The following is a 20168-nucleotide window of genomic DNA, read 5'->3' as shown; positions in this document are numbered from 1 at the left end:
TATACTATCTTCGCAAATTTATATTTCTATCCTTTTGTATCGATATGAAAATCTGTATGATGAGGAGGGTTAATTTTCGTCTTTGACCTTAATGTATATGTTTATTTAATGAGGAAATTAGAAAAACGTGTAGGCCAATTTGCACCACAGGAAGTTTAGAGGAGTTACTTTTTATTTTCTTTGGACGGAACAGCTCTCCTGCATGAAGTAATTATTAACAGCTCACTAATCTCAAATGAAACTGCAATCAGTGTATTCTTTCCCCTTCACTGATTGCACATAATCTATCTTTTTCAGTAGTATAAAACATCCGTTTTTCTTATAGCACCTATTTTGTTTTATTCTCTTGGTTATTCATTGAAGCCAATATTTGAAGTTGCTGCTTTGCTTTTTTTAAAGCAGTATGAAAATAATTTTGTAGTAGTAGTAAAGTCGTATGATCAAAATAATATTGTTCTGATACACTCTCCCATGTCTTACTATTTATGAACGTATCCCATGTCATTTGGGATTGTCCTCTTTTTTTTACCTCTTTAAATACCCATCTCTTCATTTTCTTTTTACCCTTCTCAGTCAAAGAACCATTTTTCACAAGGATAATTTCCACATCTCTCTTGTAACGTTTACGGATGTCTTTTTGCTTAGCTGCTGTAAGAAAAATATTTGCTGTGTTCTTGGCATCGTCGAAGGCGCGATGTTGTTTTCCTTCCCACTCTAAATTCAAATGTGCTACTGCAAGTTTCAAACTGGGTGGATTTAAAAATAATTCTTTATATGCATGAAATACAAATCTCTGCAAATCAAATCTTCTTTCTTTCTCAAGATCCGGGCATTTCACATTATGTCGTGTACAATCTTCCGTTAGAAATCCATAATCCTCTTTTCCCCAAGTTACAAACATATAATCTTCTCCAAGAAACGTACAAAATCTCTCAATTACTTTCGGAAATTTTTCTGCACTTTTTACATCTTGTTTTGTAATTCCTGTTAATTTTGTTGTATGGCGAGATAGGGATGCCGTTAGTTTCACTAATGATGAAAAAATTTCGATGGGGTTCATTGTACTTGCTTCAATCTTAATAGCTCCGATATCAACTATTTCCGTTGGAGCATCTGATTGATAAGGTCTAAAATTCCGCTCAATATCAAATACAATATAATATTTTGGTTCGTACATACTACATACCTCTTCCTTATCGCTTCTTAACAGTATATCCCTTATTTCTAAAATGTATTAACAATCACTCATATTTAGGGTACTAAAAAAAGAGAAGGGAGTTCCCTTCTCTTTCATTTCAATTATTTTTTTGTTACGTTAGTAGCTTGTGGTCCACGGTTACCTTGCTCAACTTCGAAAGTAACTTCTTGACCTTCTTCTAAAGTTTTGAAGCCGTCGCCTTGGATAGCTGAGAAGTGAACGAATACGTCTTCTCCACCTTCAACTTCGATGAAACCGAAACCTTTGTCAGCGTTAAACCATTTTACTTTACCGTTTTGCATGAAAAAATCCTCCTAAAATATGTACCTTAATGTACATGTCCATTTTCAACCACTTTACAATTAATCATCAGATTAAAAAAAACTGCAACACAGAGAAGATTTAAAATTGCTATCCCCTCTGAAGTTACAGCTTATTTAAATCTCTATGGTATTAAAAGTAAAATGGTTTAATCTCACTATACACCTTTATTAACATAAATGCAAATTTTTATTTTTAAAATTTATGTAAAGAAGACCTTGTCATCCTTTACTTCATTTAATTTCTAAATTTCTTCTATTATATCTATACCTTTCCTCATGAGATACACTTATTTTTCCGTCACTTTTAATCTGACCATTTTCATTATGATTTAACGATATACTTTCATATTTTCCACTTGCCAAATTGTTCATATCATCATATTGTAAAGGAATCTACACTAATTAAATAAGAAGTGATTGCACCATAAAAAACGAAAAGCTGAATTATATAAGAGGAGTTTTCAGAATGAAAAAATATTTAAAAAAGGCAATAAAAATATCCTCCATTTTATTACTTGTTTTCATTGTAATTGGTGCTGGTGTTCTGTTTGGTACGCCGTATGGACATAAATTACGTGTAATTGCTGCGGAAAGTATCTTAACTTCACAACATCGTGATTTAGCAAAATTCACATTTTTATCTCAACAAGAATTAAATGATATTTCAAATTCAATTAATAATCCAAAATGGAAAAACAGCCAATCTGATGGGCTTCAAAAACTTACAAAACAACAATTAGAAGCAAAAAAGCATATGCCGCTTCACGTAAAAATTGAAACCATTCAAAAAAAATATGAGGATCATTATTTTGAAGGCAAACTTATGACAATTAGTAATCCTCTTAATGTAAAACTTGTAACACAGCAAGGTACACAAGGTAGCGATGTCGGTGAAAAAATTTACGTGATGGCAAAGCGGAATCACGCGCTTGCTGCGGTAAATGCAAGTGGATTTTCAGATGAAACAGGCCACGGTGGCGGTAAAGTTGGTCTAGGTATTGTAATTGAAAACGGGCAAATTATTCATACGCCTCAAAATGAGAATACACCAGCTATTATTACTGGTTTAACAAAATATGGACAAATGATAACAGGCGACTACTCTGCACAGCAATTATTGAATAAAAATATTGTTTCTGCAGCTGGTTTTATGCCACAACTTATCGTAAATGGTGAAAAAATGCTGACGAATGATGGTGGCTGGGGATATGGCCCGCGAAGCATTATGGCTCAGAAAAAAGATGGCTCAATTATGTTTCTTATCGTAGATGGTAGACAACCGCACAGTATTGGCGCTTCTTTAAAAGATTGTCAGGATCTTTTATATGAAAATGGCGCTGAAAATGCGATGGCTATGGATGGCGGTTCTTCTGCAACTATGTATGCCCTAGGAGATATATTAAACATCCCTTCTACTCTTTCTCATAAATCTCGTTACCTTCCAAACTGTTGGGTTGTAACTACCAATAACAATCAAAAAGTAGATGTTACAATTGACGGTCATCCAGCAGAAGCTTCAAAGATTGCGGAATTTACAGGACCATCTGCTGTTGCTTCTCACGAAACAAAGAGCAGTTAAGTATCCTACAGATACTTAACTGCTCTTTTCTGTTTCGTTTATGTTGTTATTTTTTGAAGATACCAAATGGCTTACCAACCGGTAATACAACTTTTCCGAAATGTGTGTTTAATACTGCTGCTGCTGATCCGTAGAATGAAAGTAGTGAAATTAACAGTTCAGAAATTGCTGCTAATTTATGCATGGCATGCGGCATAACACCTAAAGTACTAAATGAAAGGCCTATAAATAAGAAATCAATAAGTACAAAAATCGTAAATAATACTTTATGTGTTTCCATTGCACCAATTGTCATAAATAAGCTAAAAATTAAGTAACCAACAAATGCTACTCCAAGTTGTTTTGGATCCACAGTTGCTGCTAACTGCTCACCAAATACGCCAAGTTGAATTAGCCATGAAGTACCAACGCCAAACCAAAATAATGCAAATCCACCAAACGCTGTTGTACCGAATGTATTATTGTGCTTTGCATCGTTAATGCAAGCAAATAATTGAGCAAAACCTCCTAAGAAGATCGCCCATGGCAATACAAATGAAACACCACTTGTTAAGCCAAGTTTTTGTGAGGACGCAACAAGTGTAACCATTGCAAGTCCAAATAAACCTAGTGCAGACGGATCTGCTGTTGTCATTTTCACATGATGTGTAGTTTGCTTTTCCATAAAACCCTCCTGATTTAAACACATACTTGAATACAATACTGAAATCAGAGGGTGCTGTCAATCTTTTTTATTTTATTTCTATATATTACATATTTCCATATAATTGATATATATATTTCCCTACTTCCAACGGTTTAATATTTATATGTAATATCTCCTTTATTGAAACCCATATCGGAATATATTCGCCTCGGTCACCTTCATTTTGAATATATTCCTCACCTTTTCCATTACCAAATATACCACCTACAATGATCGCTTCATAAAAATATTGTGTCCCATTGTAGTTTACCTTCTTTGCAAGCTGCTTGATTTGTATATGTATCCCAAGCTCTTCATATACTTCCCTAATCGTTGCTTCTTCTGAGGTTTCTCCTTCCTCAATTCCGCCGCCCGGAAACACGTAGTAAACATCTTTATCCCGAATACGTTTTATAAGAGCTACTTTTCCTTCTTCTATAATAATTGCTGCACCTCGATCTCGCATTCTTATAACATCTCCTCATAATATTATTTCTTGTCTATTCCCATTCCCTTCAGCAACTTCATTCATTGATAAAGTGTAACTTCCCTCAACATTAAGCTTGATATGGTTATCCTAAATAACAGGAAAAAACTAGACAACATCGTCTAGTTTTATGATAAAGAAGATCGTAAAAACCCAAAACGAATAGCATGCTCCATTTCATCAGTCATCGCTCGAAAAAAAACATCTCGAACTGCTAAATTTTGTGTTAGCAAATAAGCATTCCGATAGTCTTCATACGCTTCTAGTTCATCTTCATACGCACGTTCTAATCCCTCTTTATAGGAAGAATATTGCGTTTGTACTACTTGATACGTTGGCTGTTGCCCCGTTAATGTTGTAAACAATTGTATAAATTGCTGTAAATGTACCTTTTCATCTTCTAATGCATGTGAAATATCTTTTTTATGTTTTGCATTAGGTGCCTCGTTTACAAGCCGGCTATAAAAATCAATTGCCGCAGCTTCCCCTTGAATCGCTTCTAAAATCGCTTGCGATACTTGTTTATAAGTCCCTTCGTTCACTCGATAAAATTGATTATACGAGTTAGGATTTACATAGTACATACCTACTCCCCCTCAAAACAATGCCTTACTTTATTGTATGTAGAGGTAATTATTTCGTTCAGTTTCGTTTCGCTAAAAAAAAGAATGCTTTATACTAATGCATGTATAAGGAAAGGAGATTACAATATATGCGCTATGTAATATTAACTGGAACTTCTCGCGGTTTAGGTGAGGCAATTGCCATGCAATTATTAGAACAAGGGACGAAACTTATTTCGCTATCACGTAACCAAAACGAACAACTCATTGAAAAAGCAAAGCACCTAAATATTCCCTTTGATTTCTATTCGGTTAACCTACAAGAGATTCAGCAAATTGAATCACTCATGGAAAAGATTTTCTCAAATATTGATGTAACAACCGTTTCTTCTATTCACCTTATTAATAATGCCGGTATGTTAGCACCAATGAAACCACTTGAGCGGTCAGAAAGTGAGCAATTAATTGCAAATGTACATGTAAATTTAGTAGCACCCATGTTGCTTTCTTCAGCATTTATGAAGCACACGAAAGACTGGAATGTAGATAAACGTATTATCAATATCTCTTCTGGTGCTGGTCAAAATCCGTACTTCGGTTGGGGCGCATATTGCACAACGAAAGCTGGCATAAATATGCTTACCAAATGTATTGCTCTAGAGGAGACTGACAAAGAACACCCAGTAAAGGTTATATCTTTTGCGCCAGGTGTTGTCGATACAAACATGCAGGCAGAAATTAGACAAACACCAAAAGAAGATTTTATACAGGTTGACCGTTTCTTAACTTTGAAAGAAAACGATCATTTACTTTCACCGAACTATGTAGCAAAGGCCGTTATTGATTTATTAGAAACAAATCACTTCAATCAAGGTGGTATTATACGCATTGATGAACATTAGAAAAAACTCGTTAATAGCGAGTTTTTTCTAATGTTCAGATTCTAAAAATAATAGAACTGACTCCATTATTAATTCATAACCAATTTCTTTATATATTTTGTTAGATGTAGGATTTGCTAAATCAGTATATAATGAAGTCATTTCATATCCATTATCCAACATACTTTGACTTAGTTCTGAAACACAATTGAAAGCATAACCTTTTTTACGTTCTGCCACCGGAGTATATACAAAATTAATTGTGATATTTCGTTTCGTCGGCCTTGTAACAGCAGCCATCGAAACTAACCTTCCTTCCACTTCCCATCCAAACAGGCGTTTACTTTCAATTAATTCAGCAGCAGTATGCACTGCTTCTTCCTTTGTGATTGCTAAATTTACATCTTCACAAAAACAGTATACCCAATCTTCAATTAAATCTTTTTCTTTTAATTCTACTCGGCGAAAAATCCCATTGCTTTCAGCCTGCTTCTTAACATACTTTAAGCCGTATACACCTTGATTCATTTTGATTTGAATCGACTTATTTTGAAAACCTGCAAGTTGTTCTGCTAAACGTTCTACCACCTGTTTTTCTCCAATTAATCCAGGTACATCAGGATATGCAACCGCTAATTGCTGTGCAATCTCTCTCATATCATCTTTTTCTAAAGGCGCAGATTTCGCTACAATAACTTGACGCTGATGTGTTTGAAGCATGACAAATACAAGCTCTTCCCCTTTTATAGCTGTTGCCATAAATAATGGGAGCTGAGAGGATCGTAACACACCAAGTATTAAATTATTCTCTTGCTCATATGTTTCTAAAAAAGGAAGAACATCATTTTTAAATTGCGTAAAATTTGTATATATGTGGAGTCGTATCACTATAATCTCTTCTTTCTTTCCTAAATATATAGTGATATATTAGCGATTTAAAACGAAAATCCTTCTTTTTTATGAGTTTACAATAGCTGCAACAATTGTATTGATCTCTGTATCAGCTTCACTAAGCTTTTTCTTCACATCCTCTAACGCTTGTTCCTGCCTTGCAATATTCTCTTTTCTTTCTCTAATCATCCGTTCCATCTGTTCGCGGCTCGGTCCTCCATAAACATTTCTCCTTGCAACAAATGAATGAGGTGAAATTATTTCTTTCCACTCTTTTTCTTTTAGTTCAACCTGTAATTCTTTTTGTAAATAAAGATTAATATCAGCTAGGTTTAGTTCATGCAAATCTTTTTCCTGTTCTTCCGAAAATTTTGCTATATAACTAGCTGCGTGATGAGCACGACGAAATGGAACATCGTACTTCCGAGTTAATGAATCAGCTAATTCAGTTATCGTAATTGCATGCTTATTTGCACGACTTTGCAAAATTTCCTTTTCAATTTTCATTGTACGTACCACCGCATTCATTACACAAACAACTCGAATTGCTTTCTCGAACCCTTCATATAAATGCGGCTGTAAATCATCTTCTGTATCGACTATATCTCCAAATGGAGTATTATGAATCATTTGAAAAACTGTAAACGCTTCTCCCCAAATACTACTCGCAAGAGATCTTGCATGTTCAATTGATACTGGGTTACGTTTTTGCGGCATAATACTACTAATTTGCACATAAGGATCTGCAACTGTAATGCCACTGTATTCTTTCGTAGTTAATAATAAAAAGTCTTGGAGCCATCTACTTGTATTTGTCATCATTATCATAAGTGCACTACTTGTTTCTAATAAATAGTCAGTACTTGCAATCGCGTCATAAGAATTTTCAATTACTTTTGAAAAACCAAGAAGATCCGAAACCCGTTTTCGATTAATTGGAAAACTTGTTGTAGCAAGTGCTGCCGCCCCTAGCGGAGATTGATTTACAGCACGATAAGCTCTCCATAAACGCTCCGTATCCCGCCCCATCATATCATAAATGGCAAGTAAATAATGCCCAAACGTTGTTGGCTGTGCTGGCTGTGTATGCGTATATGCCGGCATTATCGTTTCCATATGCTCTTTAGCTTGCTCTAGAATACCCTCTTGTAGTAACATAAAATGTTCGATGTATCGTAGTAAATAACGTCGTAAGCTCATCCGATACATCGCCACCCCCATATCATTTCGGCTTCGTCCAATATGCATATTGCTAATACTATCACTGTCTGCTTCTTTTTGAATGAGATGCTCAACTAGAAAAAAGAGATCTTCATACTCTTCACTATATACAAGCTTGTCTAATGAGATCGTTTTTACTTTTTCTACTGCCATTACTATTTTTTTAGCATCTTGTTTTTTTAACAAACCTTCTTCTTTCAACATAATGACATGGGCATAGTGAATACGAAACATGTCCTCTAATAAATACTTTTTCTGAAAACAGAATATATGTTGTAGTATACAATCTGCATATGTCCTACCAGGAAAGGTTACTCCTTCCCGTTGTAAAAACTTCTTGTTCTCCTCCTGCATTTCAAATAGCTCCCCTCGTCTATTTATTATTAATCATCATACCCACCTACTTAAAATAATGTGTTTATCCAAAGAAAAAAACCGATGCATACACATCGGTTTTACTTAATAATCGTCGCTTTATATTTATCACTTTGTAATATTTGAAAATGCAAATTAAGTAAATGTTTACGTAATTCAGCACTGTCGTCTTCATTTATATCATTTGCTAAAAAGACAATTTCTGTACAGTTGCCTTGTTTATCTGTTGCATATACCGCTTTAGATAAAGTCCATGGGGTATAGCCATTTTTTTGACCAGCATGTCGAAAAACTTGACGATATTTTTTCCCTTGCATATCTGATTCTACAAGTTGTGCCCATTCTTTCTCTTCTTCTTTTGAAAGATCCCTTTTATGATTTGCTTTCTCTAATAAAATCATATAGTCATTCGCAGAAGCGGCTGGAAATCTATCTGACCATATTTTTTCATACTTTTCGCCTAGGAAAAGCGGAATTTCATTTTGCAACTGCGAGCCTTTTTGCTTTAAACGCTCATGCATTAACATCGCATATTTACGATATTCTTCTTGCGACATGTTTTTTAATTTATTTTCTAGTTGCTGTTTCGGAACATGTAATTCCTTGTGTAAATATCCCGGAATATACAATGAAGCAACGATTGGAAATAATGGCTGATGTGATGGTAATGCCAGTTTATTTATATTTGCATTAATATTGTCGATACCAAGACGATCCATTAAATACTCTGTATTTGCATTTGAGCTAAATTTCATCATTCCTCTTGCGATGTCCTCAAGTGTAACAGCATTTTCCTCTATAAGTCCTTTTTTCATTAGAACTTTTTGCCATCTTTCATGAGCACCGCCATCTGTCTTTGGAATATAATAACGATTAACATCATCCAATGATACAAGCTCATTTGGATCAATTTTTCCTTCTCCTACTTGTTTTGTGAATTCCAATGCTACAATAAGCTTCATCGTACTCGCAACAGGTAATACAACGTTAGGGTTTACAGAATATACCAATTTTTCATTTCGCTTTACTAACAAAGCGCTGTTTTTTTGCTCTTTATTTTCTTCTACAAATGATGCAACATACTGCGCATCATCATAATTTGAACTCCATACTTTTTTTACTAAAAAATTTCCTGAGATAATAAATGCGAATATACCAATTATTCCCACAAACAATCCAATTGTTTTCAAATGGAATTCCTCTCCTAAACTATATCTTGTAATCTATTATATATAATTCATATAAAAAACAATAGAGGCGATCTATATAAGATCGCCTCTATTGTAACTTGTAAACTTGCATATTGTCTATGTCATAATCCGAATAAAATCTTCGAGAAATTGTTTGTAATGTAATTTCCACCCAATTCTTACCCAGTTTTTCATCGCCTCAGCACTTGGCTGCGGTCTAAAATCAGCTATACTTTCCCCTTTTGCAAGACCATCTACATCAACTTGAACTCGGCGATAAACATATTCCATCAAAGAAGGATTGCCGACAGCCATCATTGTGACAACATCATGAATTGGACTTCCTCCTATTTTAGGATTTAATTTTTTATAAGCTCCGTAATAATAATTAAAAATCGGTTCGATCAATTTATTGAAATTTGTTTTTGTTTTCTTTGCAATATATGTAACAGTATTTGGAGTAATGATTGCTTCATTCGTCACATTTAGCGGGATTAACGTAACATGTTCCGCATATTGCATGACTAGATTTGACGCAATCGCATCTCCGTGAAAATTCGCTTCTGCAACAGGGGTAACATTACCTGGAACAAGAAACCCTCCCCCCATGATGTAATACGCTTTCACACTTTTCATCAGTTCTTTCTCTAAAATAAAGGCCGTTGCTAAACTTGTTGAACGCCCCGCATCAACGATAATTATTTCTCCTTTATATTTTTTAATAATCTCAAATATTTCGCAAAATGGATTCACATTCGCTTTAATCGTTTCAGGTGGACGAATAGGACCTAATCCTTCTTGCCCATGTATTTCCGGATAATATGTTATAAATCCTCCTGATAAAGGAATCTTTGCTCCATTAATAATTGGAATATCTTCTCTTCCTGCTATTTGTAATAAATATGCTGCATTATTCGTCGCTTGTTCCTGCGTAACATTTCCATATCCGGTTACAATGCCAACAATATCAATATCAGGATGTAATAAACCGTATATAATTGCCAATGAATCATCAATACCTGGATCTCCAAGAAACAGTACTTTTTTCAAGGCATTCAACTCCATCCTATCAATTGCTATTACTATATGAACGAAAGAAAGTGTACAGAAGTAAATGCGAGCATTTTTTATCTCACCTGAGAAAAATTATAAACAAATTATGAATGGATTATTTTCATGAAAAAGACTGTTTTACATATAGCGCACATAAGATTGCAAAATAAAAAACAGGAAAATAAATTTATCAAGGCATAAATTTTACAAAGTCTCAATGAATAAAGGGCTGTACATATAAAAAATGTACTGCCCTTTATTCATATATTATATGTATTACAGTATAAATAATTATGAATTAGCTTAGCTAAGACCGTTGAAAAAGTTTCAGTTGCTTCATATAATCAATAGCCTTAGTTTTATTCTTTTGCTTAGAAACATATTCTGCCTCATTTTTAACTCTATAATAATTGTTAAATTTCTCCTCTGAGAAGATGCCTTCAGAGATTGCTTTTTTAACACCACAGTTAGGCTCAGTTGTATGTGTGCAATCAGAAAACTTACATCTCAAAGATAATTCTAATATATCTTCAAATCCATTATCTGCATTTTCTATAGAATCCATTATTTCAAATACCTTTTTATTAAAATTCATTTCCCAACCCCTCTTACTCGAATTTCTGAATATTTAAAATAATATCAAAATCCATTGTATTACATTTATTAACAAAATATCAATTTATACCAAATGAATGCGTAGTAGAGAATATAAAAAAGAAGAGGCTGCTATGCTCTCATATTTTACATAGCAGCCTCTTCTAATTACAATACGTTTAATGATGTTCTCTTGCTCTTTTTAGAGATTTCAAATTTGTTGCAACTTACGTGAAAACAACATGCTCCCTATAATGTAAGCGATAAGTGCTAAACAGACCGGAAATACGACCGTATGAACACCGAAAGGATTAGGGAGAAGCAAATGAAATCCCATATAAGAACCAACTCCAACAATAATAGAAGCAAGTGCCCCGGCAGCATTCCCTTTTTTCCAATACAAACCAAGTACAAGCGGCCAAATAAATGCTGCTTCTAAACCACCAAAAGAAAATAAATTTAACCAAATTAAAAAGTCAGGCGGTTTAATCGCTGCAGCATAAACAAGTAATCCAACAATCGCTGTAATCCAGAGCGTTCCACGTTTTACGGTTTGATCCGCAGCATTTTCGTTTATATAATTCACATAAATATCTTTAATAATAGAAGAACTCACAAGTAACAACAATGAATTCACCGTCGACATAATAGCTGCCATTGGAGCTGCTAAGAAAATACCAGCAAGCCAAGGCGGCAATACTTTCATCGCAAGCAACGGCATTACTTTATCCGGTACATCCACTCCTGGTAAAACGACACGTGCGAATACACCAGTTAAATGCATGCCAATCATAATTGTGCCAACAACAACAGTGCCAATAATTAAAGCTTGATGCATCGCTTTTGAATTTTTATACGACATTGCACGTACGCTAATTTGCGGTAAGCCCACAACTCCCACACCAATTAAAATCCAAAATGAAGACACATAAACTTTTGTCAGACTACCGTCCGCCCCAAACGGCGTAATAAGATTGGGATTAATCTGTACAAGCTCTTGCATGATATTTGAAACACCACCGCCTGCAATAATTGTACCAATTAAAATAATTGTTGTACCAATTAACATAATAAGACCGAGAATTGTATCTGAAAGCGCAACAGCACGAAAACCACCAATCAAAACATAAACAAGTACAAAGAACGTAAAAAGAAATAAAGACGTTGTATAAGAAAGACCTGTTAATGATTCAATTAATCTTCCACCGCCAACCCACTGCGCAACAGTTGCTGAAAACAAGAAAATAATAATACATAATGCTGATAAAATAACAACAGCTTTATTATTATATCTTCCTTTCAAGTAATCAATTAACGTAATAGCTTCCATTTTCCTTGCAATAATCGCAAATTTCTTCCCCAGTACAGTTAATACAATGTAACCCGTTACAACTTGAATAGACGCCAACAATACCCAGCCAAGGCCCGTATTATAGGCAATTCCAGGCCCACCAATAAAGCTACTCGCACTTCCATACGTCGCAATCATCGTCATTGCTAATAATAATCCACCAAGTTCACGGCCACCGAGAAAATACTCTTGCAAAAATTTGTTATGCGCGGTCGCTCGCACTCGTCTCGATGCATATACACCAATTAAAAATACAACAACAAAAGATAACATCATTGGAATAATTACATACCAGTTCATTTTCATTCCTCACTCTTTTCTTCCTCATCAAACGAAACATCTTGAAAGACGAAACGAACAACAAAGACAATAAGTAAAACCATTACAATAAATCCAACTATACAACTATAAAAGAACCAAGCTGGGAATCCTAATATGTATGCATAATCTTTTGGGTTACCACTACCTAATCCGTATGCAAAACCGTACCATATCAGAAAGTTGATAACAGCAAGTCCAATTCCAATCCAGGCTTCACGATGTGCAATGCGAAAACGCGGATCTTCATGATGTCGATTCATTTCTATCCCCTCCTTCCACGATGTATTATTGTAACATTCTTTGTATAGTTTTTCCTACAAAAAAGCAAAATGAACATCTTTCACGAAAAAAGATTGGACTTCCATAAAAAATTACATATATAAATCTACTTTGATTTTTTTAACACATAGATTGCAGCTATGCAGAATACAAGATGCTAGCTACTAGCCTGAATAGAACCTGACCGCTCCTATGCGCGGCCAGACATTCTTGTCCTCCCTAAAAAAAGAGGTTTTATGTCAGTTTTTCAATTTGCATTTACATATTTTTAACAATTATAACAGAATTAAAGATTGAAATTTCTGATTCTTTAAGTTACGATTGAAATTAGATGTCATTCACCTAGTTTATTTTACACCTCCGCCTTTATTTGGAATAAACGGAGCATTTTGCTGCGTTTACATTATATATTTTTAAGGGGGTTATACAATGAGTCAACTAGCTGTGAACCTTCATGAAAGAGTAGAGAAATTTTTACAAGGAACTAAAAAGTTATATGTAAACGGAGACTTTATTGAAAGCGCTTCAGGCAAAACATTTAAAACACCAAATCCAGCAACTGGCGATACATTAGCCGTTGTATATGAAGGCAGTCGTGAAGATATTCATAAAGCTGTCATGGCAGCACGCGTGGCATTTGATGAAGGTCCATGGTCACGTATGAGCGGCGCGGATCGCAGCCGTCTCATGTACAAGCTTGCTGATTTAATGGAAAAACATAAAGACGAGCTTGCACAACTTGAAACATTAGATAATGGAAAACCAATTCAAGAAACAACAACTGCAGATATTCCTCTTGCAATTGAACATATGCGTTATTACGCTGGATGGGCAACAAAATTAGTTGGTCAAACAATCCCTGTTTCAGGAGATTATTTTAACTATACACGCCATGAACCAGTTGGTGTTGTTGGTCAAATTATCCCTTGGAACTTCCCTCTTTTAATGGCGATGTGGAAACTAGGAGCAGCACTAGCAACCGGATGTACTGTTGTATTAAAACCAGCAGAACAAACACCTCTTTCCGCGCTATATTTAGCTGAACTGATTGAAGAAGCTGGATTTCCAAAAGGTGTTATTAACATTGTACCTGGATACGGCGAAACAGCTGGTCAAGCTCTTGTCAGTCACCCTCTCGTTGATAAAATTGCTTTCACAGGCTCCACTGAAGTTGGAAAACACATTATGAAAGAAGCATCTCAATCTTTAAAACGCGTAACATTAGAGCTTGGGGGTAAATCGCCAAATATTATTTTACCTGATGCTGATTTGTCTCGTGCAATTCCAGCCGCACTTTCGGGCGTTATGTTTAATCAAGGACAAGTATGCTGCGCTGGATCTCGCTTGTTCATTCCAAAGAAAATGTATGATAATGTTGTAGCAGATCTTGCCTTATATTCAAAAAGCTTAACGCAAGGTGCTGGATTAGATCCACAAACTACTATTGGTCCCCTTGTATCAGAAGAACAACAAAATCGAGTGATGGGCTATATTGAAAAAGGAAAAAATGAAGGTGCAGAAATATTAGTTGGCGGAACGAAGCCTTTTGAAAATGGTTATTACGTTTCCCCAACAATCTTCGCAGCTGTACAAGATGAAATGACGATTGCAAAAGAAGAAATTTTCGGTCCTGTCGTTGCTGCAATGCCATTCGATGACATTGATGAAGTGATTGAACGTGCTAATAAATCAGCATATGGATTAGCAGCTGGTTTGTGGACGGAAAACATGAAAAATGCACATTATGTTGCAAATAAATTAAGAGCTGGAACGGTATGGGTAAACTGTTATAACGTCTTTGATGCAGCGTCTCCGTTTGGAGGATATAAACAATCAGGTCTTGGACGAGAAATGGGTTCTTATGCGTTAAATAACTATACAGAAGTAAAGAGCGTTTGGATCAACTTAAACTAGAAGAAAGGTCTTGCCAATTGGCAAGACCTTCTCTGTATTAGTAAGAACAGTGAGCGTTTTTCTTAATACTTATAATCCCCCACTTACATTCAACACTTCTCCAGTAATATATGAAGCAAAGTCTGATGCTAGAAAGGCAACTGCATGTGCAATATCTTGCGGTGATCCGATTCGTCCTGCTGGAATTGCCGTAATCATTTTGTCCTTTACTTTGTCTGGTATAGCTTTCGTCATATCGGTATCCATAAATCCCGGACAAATTGCATTACATGTAATACCAAATCCGGCTGCTTCTTTTGATGCTGTTTTCGTCAGTCCAATTACACCTGCTTTCGCAGCAGCGTAGTTTGCTTGGCCGATATTTCCCTGCCAGCTAATCGAGGAAATATTAATAATGCGTCCATATTGTTGCTCGCGCATATGTAAAAGTGCTGGTTGCATGCAATTAAATACTCCTGTTATATTTACTTGCAGCACTTGTTCCCACGCTGTTTTTTCCATTTTATGCAGCATTGCATCTCGTGTAATACCTGCATTATTTACTAAAATATGCAATGCACCGTATGTTTGAATCGCATACTCAATTAGCGATTTTGCATCTGTATGACTGCTTACATCACAAACATAAGCCCTAACATCATATCCTTCCTGTAACAATTGGGTTGTCGTACTATTTAAAATTTCTTGATTCATATCACTTAGCAATACTTTCGCTCCTAAAGAGCAAAATACACGGGCAATTTCTTTTCCAATTCCTTGCGCGGCACCAGTGACAACAGCTGTTTTTCCCTCTAAAAAGTTCATTCTTCTCCCCCACTTTTCAATATATTTTCTATATATTTCGTCTTACATATGTCATTTTCCTTTTTGTATAAAAAAGTCAATTTGTGTCACACTATAATTGCAACTTAGCATAACACAAGGAGATTGTGTAAGATGAAGAAAAAGAATGTACAGCAAAACAAAGTTTCTGACGGTATTGATGTTGAATTTTCTAGGGAGCTTGCTGATCAAGACGACTTAGAGGCGCAAGCGCGTGCAGATGCTGCAGATGCACGTCAAAAACAACAACAAAGCAACAAAAAATAAACCGAGGATATGTTCTCGGTTTATTTTTTGTATTTTTTCACATAATGCGCGAATGTTAATAAAGGAAATAAATGATGATAACTATGATAGCGAATATAAAACTCTCCTGGAAGTCCTGTTCCAGTTGGATATTCAGTATTGTGAAATGAATGCTCTAACAAATAATTGATTCCGTTTTGAATGCATGGTGTCTCCCTATCATGCACAGCAATGAGCGCATCTAAAGCCCACGCAGTTTGAGAAGGTGTACTAAAAGACGTGGAAATAAATCGTTTCTCCTTGCTGCTTCTGCACGATTCTCCCCAGCCTCCATCTCGATGTTGAATCATTTCTAACCACCGTACTGCTTTGTCTATTGCTGGATGTTTCTTTGGCAAACCATTTGCCCGCAGGCCTGTTACAGCAGCCCATGTACCATATATGTAACAAACTCCCCACTTTCCATACCATGAACCATTTTGTTCTTGATTGCGTAGAAGCCAGTGCATCCCGCGTTGTAAATCATACCTGTTTATTTCATTCAGTGCATGCGTTCCAAAAAACTCAAGTACCCTTCCTGTTATATCTGCTGTAGACGGATCAAGAATCATATCTTCTGTATTATCAAGCGGAAGATGCAGAAACATATGTTTATCAACATTCTTCTCAAATGCTCCCCAGCCTCCATCTGTATTTTGCATTCCAAGAATCCAATGTATCCCTTTATCCCAAGCTCGTTTCACTTTCTTATCTTTCTTCGCGATAGAAGTAAGTGAGCGCAGTGCTGCTGTTGTATCATCACAATCTGGCACAATGGTATTCATATCAGTAAATCCCCAGCCACCAGGAGATAAAGAAGGGGCATGCACATGCCAATCGCCATAAGAAGTATGCTGCTTCTTTAATAAAAAGCGATTTGCTCGTTCAATCATCGCATCATCTTCTGACACATTTGCTTCTTGCAAAGCGTAACTTAAAAGAGCAGTATCCCACACTGTTGAAGGTGAGTTTTGTAAATGAGCACCATTCTTTGTGTTCCATATGTACGACTGTAACCCTAATACAGCTTTCTCAATAATAGGAGAATGTATAGAATGACCGCGGGCAAGGAGGGCATAAATCATATAAAAAGTAGCGCTTGCATAAGTGTAAAGTGTTCCATTTCCTTCTATACGTTCTAACATAAATCGTTCCGCTGCTTTATACCCTTTTTGATGAAGTGTATGCGGATACGAAATTAACTTTTCCCCTTCAGATATAATTGTTTGCCAAACTGAAGAGCGCTGAGAATGAAACCAATTTGATTTATTTGCACCCACTATATGATTCAAATCAGGAACGTCAATTTCTTCTACTACAAATTTCTTATTCATACAAAGAATCGTAGGCACGAAATGAATTCGAGCAGTATTACTCACCTCATACATACTGAACGGGGAATGATCGGGTAGAAAGAAAAAAGGCATAGGGAAATGAAACAATGGAGGATAATTGTATTGTCCATGCAGCGCTAACAAAAATTTTGTCATAAAATGAGCATTTGTAATTCCACCTTGTTCACGAATAAATTGTTCTGCGCGGCGCATAATTCGGTCTTCTTTCTTATATTGCAAAGAAGCTAACAATGCCGCATAAACTTGAATGGTAGCTGAAAGATTCCCATTTGGCTCATCTTCATACAACTTCCACGTTCCTTCATTTGCTTGCAAAGAAGTAAGCCTTGCTACAAATGGCTCTATTTCTTTTTCTTTTCTTAACATACGCAACAAGAAAATCATCGTGCAATCTGTAAGCGGGGATCCTTCAAAACAAAAGCGCCATGTTCCATCCCTTTGCTGCATCGTACGTAACGCTGTAATCTGGCGCTCCATTTCGTATTTTACTTTGTCATACAATAGCATAGATATCCCCCCTTCTGTACTGAATCCATATACGATATTCAAACAAATACGTAAATATGCGCAAAAGAAAAAGCAAAGCAAGATTCATTCCTCACTTTGCTTACGAACAATAACAAATCGCAACAACAATTCCTAAAAGCGCCCCAATAATGACTTGGTATGGCGTATGTCCGACAAGTTCATTCAATTTTTTATAATCCGTTTGTCTTCCATGAAAAAAATCATTTAAAATTTTCGCTTGTTTACTGACAGCAAGCCTCACTCCAGATGCATCATACATGACAATAATCGCAAAAATTGCCACAATCGCAAATAGAGAACTTGAAAATCCTTCTTCAATTCCAATTGCGATTGCTAATGCTGTCACGGTGGAAGAATGAGAACTCGGCATTCCGCCCGAAGCAAAAAATTGTGCAAAATCAAACTCTCTTTTTTTTACTAAGGTGATGATCACTTTTGCAAGTTGTGCTAAAAACCAGGCAATCACTGCAGACATTAATGGGTTGTTATGTAAAATTGTTTCCATAATTCGCACCTCACCGCTTATAATGGAATATCCTTATTTTCATTATAAAGAAAACGGCATACATAATACTATGCCGTTTTACGAAACTTTTGCAGATTTATTTTTTATAAATTTCGGCTGCTTATTTAACATAAATTTCGTTTTTGCTATCGAAAAGATAAATAACGCAATCCAAATAAAGAAAAATGCCGTCATGTGTGCAGTAGTAAAACGTTCATGAAAAACAAAGATTCCTAATACAAGACTAATTGTCGGTGCGATATATTGCAAAAAACCGATCATTGATAACGGAATAAGCTTTGTACCTTTTGCAAAATATAAAAGCGGCAGTGCAGTAACAATACCCGCTCCCGCTAGAAGTAATGTCGATGTAATCGACACTGTCCCAAATGAACTAATCCCTTCGGCACCAAGCATCCCTAAATATACGAGAGCAAACGGTGTTACAAGCATCGTTTCCATCGTCAGCCCAATCATTGAATCATAATCTAATAATTTCTTTGATAAACCATATAACCCAAACGTACATGCTAACGAAATTGCAATCCACGGAATCGATCCATAGCGTAGTGTTAAAATTGCAACTCCAAATGCAGCTAAGCCCACAGCAATGTATTGCCAAAAATTAAGTTTTTCTTTTAACACAAGCGTGCCAAGTAAAATACTAACAAGCGGATTAATATAATAACCTAGACTTGCTTCGATGACATGGTTATGATTAACAGCCCATATGTACACAAACCAGTTCCCGCTAATTAATATAGAAGCGATAGTTAATGACATGAATAATTTAGGGCGTTTAAACAGTTGAACAAACTCATTCGTAAACTGTCCAAAACGTTTAGAAATGAATAAAACGAATAACATAAAAACGAATGCCCAGACGATGCGATGCGCTAAAATTTCTTCTGCCGGAACTTTGTCTACCAATTTCCAATAAAGCGGCAGGATCCCCCACATCATATATGCACTTGTCGCATATATCATCCCTTTTTTTTGCGCTTCCATTTAACTCTCCTCTTTTCTTTTTTCTTCATTATAAAATGTCCTTTTATTACTTTACAATTTTCCGCTACATAACCTTTTCATATAAAGTGAAACTTCTATCAGCGGGGGTTTTTTCCCTCACCACTGATGGTTAGTTGAACCAATCGGGCTTTTACGGGCAGTTATCCCCCACCTATCTTCTTCGCTTCTCTCTCAATCTTGAGGTGGGGGTCTTACTGCGCGTTAATGCGGGATAAACTCTTTACAATATCCAAAAGACATATACACCTGCAGCGGCAAGAGATGGAATACCAAACACAAACTTATTTTTGTGTGTTTTATGATGAAACATATACATGCCAATCCAAGCTCCAATTCCTCCCCCTGCTGCCGCAACTAAAAATAACGTACTCTCTGGTGTACGCCACTGCTTCTTCTTTGCTTTCCTTTTATCTAGCCCCATCATTATAAAAGCAAAAATATTAATGAAAACAAAATAACTCCATTTCACCATATTATGAAAACCTCTTTCATACATTTTTCCAACTATTCGTCCTACACTCACTAGGTAGTAAACTTCTCACTGGCGAGAATTTCAATCTATTATACACTCATTTTGTTTTTAAACTATATAAATACAAATAAAAAACCGACATAAAACCATCTTTTTTTAGGTGGGCGAGAGCATCTGTCCATGCATAGAAGTAAAATGTACCCTATAGAGTAGACACTAAAAAAGTCTCTCTCTGTATGGTACATTTTTGTATAATTAAGAAATACA

General features: G+C 35.7%; 21 protein-coding genes. 4 read left to right on the top strand and 17 right to left on the bottom strand.

All coding sequences use genetic code 11. The features are described 5' to 3' along the window. Positions 1 to 328: 328 nt before the first annotated feature. Together Q9306_RS20135 and cspD are read right to left on the bottom strand one after the other, a co-directional pair. On the bottom strand, positions 329 to 1177 hold the full coding sequence (locus tag Q9306_RS20135; protein WP_306201707.1) for an exonuclease: 849 nt from the start codon (positions 1175 to 1177) through the stop codon (positions 329 to 331). Between the two features lie 122 nt (positions 1178 to 1299). Beyond that, the gene (cspD, locus tag Q9306_RS20130) at positions 1300 to 1500 is read right to left on the bottom strand and encodes a cold-shock protein CspD (RefSeq protein WP_035430809.1); all 201 of its coding nucleotides are present in this window, start codon (positions 1498 to 1500) and stop codon (positions 1300 to 1302) included. A 487-nt stretch (positions 1501 to 1987) separates the two neighbouring features. On the opposite strand from cspD, the gene Q9306_RS20125 reads away from it, so the two are divergent. Further along, positions 1988 to 3100 carry a phosphodiester glycosidase family protein gene (locus Q9306_RS20125; protein WP_306201702.1) on the top strand — a complete coding sequence of 371 codons (1113 nt, stop codon included), beginning with the start codon at positions 1988 to 1990 and terminating at the stop codon, positions 3098 to 3100. A 46-nt stretch (positions 3101 to 3146) separates the two neighbouring features. On the opposite strand, the gene Q9306_RS20120 is transcribed toward Q9306_RS20125, so the two are convergent. The 3 genes from Q9306_RS20120 to Q9306_RS20110 all read right to left on the bottom strand — a co-directional run bounded on the left by Q9306_RS20120 (position 3147) and on the right by Q9306_RS20110 (position 4856). Then, positions 3147 to 3764, bottom strand: coding sequence for an acetate uptake transporter (locus Q9306_RS20120; protein ID WP_306201700.1), 618 nt, complete (start codon positions 3762 to 3764; stop codon positions 3147 to 3149). An 85-nt stretch (positions 3765 to 3849) separates the two neighbouring features. After that, a complete protein-coding gene (locus Q9306_RS20115) occupies positions 3850 to 4251 on the bottom strand; it encodes an NUDIX hydrolase (protein WP_306201698.1) in 402 nt (133 codons plus the stop codon). Between the two features lie 149 nt (positions 4252 to 4400). Then, positions 4401 to 4856, bottom strand: a complete 456-nt coding sequence (locus Q9306_RS20110; RefSeq protein WP_306201696.1) for a ferritin family protein — start codon at positions 4854 to 4856, stop codon at positions 4401 to 4403. A 128-nt stretch (positions 4857 to 4984) separates the two neighbouring features. Between Q9306_RS20110 and Q9306_RS20105 the strand changes: the two genes are divergently transcribed. Beyond that, positions 4985 to 5737: a (S)-benzoin forming benzil reductase gene (locus tag Q9306_RS20105; RefSeq protein ID WP_306201694.1), complete on the top strand. Its 753-nt coding sequence runs from the start codon at positions 4985 to 4987 to the stop codon at positions 5735 to 5737. 27 nt (positions 5738 to 5764) lie between these two features. On the opposite strand, the gene Q9306_RS20100 is transcribed toward Q9306_RS20105, so the two are convergent. The 7 genes from Q9306_RS20100 to Q9306_RS20070 all read right to left on the bottom strand — a co-directional run bounded on the left by Q9306_RS20100 (position 5765) and on the right by Q9306_RS20070 (position 12972). Then, on the bottom strand, positions 5765 to 6604 hold the full coding sequence (locus Q9306_RS20100) for a GNAT family N-acetyltransferase (protein WP_306201692.1): 840 nt from the start codon (positions 6602 to 6604) through the stop codon (positions 5765 to 5767). Between the two features lie 69 nt (positions 6605 to 6673). Continuing rightward, positions 6674 to 8182 (bottom strand): argininosuccinate lyase, encoded by a 1509-nt coding sequence (argH, locus tag Q9306_RS20095; protein ID WP_306201690.1) that lies wholly within the window; start codon positions 8180 to 8182, stop codon positions 6674 to 6676. 101 nt (positions 8183 to 8283) lie between these two features. Next, a complete protein-coding gene (locus tag Q9306_RS20090) occupies positions 8284 to 9363 on the bottom strand; it encodes a serine hydrolase (protein ID WP_306201742.1) in 1080 nt (359 codons plus the stop codon). A gap of 147 nt (positions 9364 to 9510) precedes the next feature. Beyond that, positions 9511 to 10458 (bottom strand): nucleoside hydrolase, encoded by a 948-nt coding sequence (locus Q9306_RS20085; RefSeq protein ID WP_306201688.1) that lies wholly within the window; start codon positions 10456 to 10458, stop codon positions 9511 to 9513. Between the two features lie 295 nt (positions 10459 to 10753). Then, complete coding sequence (locus tag Q9306_RS20080; protein WP_306201686.1) at positions 10754 to 11041, bottom strand: hypothetical protein; 288 nt, start codon at positions 11039 to 11041, stop codon at positions 10754 to 10756. A gap of 210 nt (positions 11042 to 11251) precedes the next feature. After that, positions 11252 to 12691 carry a sodium/pantothenate symporter gene (gene panF / locus Q9306_RS20075; protein WP_306201684.1) on the bottom strand — a complete coding sequence of 480 codons (1440 nt, stop codon included), beginning with the start codon at positions 12689 to 12691 and terminating at the stop codon, positions 11252 to 11254. A 2-nt stretch (positions 12692 to 12693) separates the two neighbouring features. After that, entirely contained in the window at positions 12694 to 12972 is a 279-nt protein-coding gene (locus Q9306_RS20070; RefSeq protein WP_306201682.1) for a YhdT family protein, read from the bottom strand. Positions 12973 to 13420: 448 nt separating this feature from the next. On the opposite strand from Q9306_RS20070, the gene Q9306_RS20065 reads away from it, so the two are divergent. Continuing rightward, complete coding sequence (locus Q9306_RS20065; protein ID WP_306201680.1) at positions 13421 to 14905, top strand: aldehyde dehydrogenase family protein; 1485 nt, start codon at positions 13421 to 13423, stop codon at positions 14903 to 14905. Between the two features lie 69 nt (positions 14906 to 14974). On the opposite strand, the gene fabG is transcribed toward Q9306_RS20065, so the two are convergent. After that, positions 14975 to 15709: a 3-oxoacyl-ACP reductase FabG gene (fabG, locus tag Q9306_RS20060; RefSeq protein WP_306201678.1), complete on the bottom strand. Its 735-nt coding sequence runs from the start codon at positions 15707 to 15709 to the stop codon at positions 14975 to 14977. A gap of 132 nt (positions 15710 to 15841) precedes the next feature. Between fabG and Q9306_RS20055 the strand changes: the two genes are divergently transcribed. Further along, entirely contained in the window at positions 15842 to 15994 is a 153-nt protein-coding gene (locus Q9306_RS20055) for a YfhD family protein (RefSeq protein WP_371932415.1), read from the top strand. A 20-nt stretch (positions 15995 to 16014) separates the two neighbouring features. Here Q9306_RS20055 and shc read toward each other — a convergent pair whose 3' ends face one another. From shc to Q9306_RS20035, 4 genes are all read right to left on the bottom strand, one after another. Next, entirely contained in the window at positions 16015 to 17874 is a 1860-nt protein-coding gene (gene shc / locus Q9306_RS20050) for a squalene--hopene cyclase (RefSeq protein ID WP_306201674.1), read from the bottom strand. 100 nt (positions 17875 to 17974) lie between these two features. Next, entirely contained in the window at positions 17975 to 18400 is a 426-nt protein-coding gene (locus tag Q9306_RS20045) for a divergent PAP2 family protein (protein ID WP_306201672.1), read from the bottom strand. A 78-nt stretch (positions 18401 to 18478) separates the two neighbouring features. Continuing rightward, positions 18479 to 19408 carry an EamA family transporter RarD gene (gene rarD, locus Q9306_RS20040; RefSeq protein ID WP_306201669.1) on the bottom strand — a complete coding sequence of 310 codons (930 nt, stop codon included), beginning with the start codon at positions 19406 to 19408 and terminating at the stop codon, positions 18479 to 18481. Positions 19409 to 19649: 241 nt separating this feature from the next. Beyond that, positions 19650 to 19898, bottom strand: a complete 249-nt coding sequence (locus Q9306_RS20035; RefSeq protein ID WP_306201740.1) for a DUF1294 domain-containing protein — start codon at positions 19896 to 19898, stop codon at positions 19650 to 19652. Between the last annotated feature and the right edge of the window lie 270 nt (positions 19899 to 20168).

The organism is Bacillus multifaciens (assembly GCF_030756675.1).
In the GTDB taxonomy this organism is placed as follows: Bacteria; Bacillota; Bacilli; order Bacillales; family Bacillaceae_G; genus Bacillus_A; species Bacillus_A multifaciens.
The sequence above is the reverse complement of the archived record's forward strand: the minus strand, read 5'-3'. Positions and strand labels throughout refer to the sequence as shown.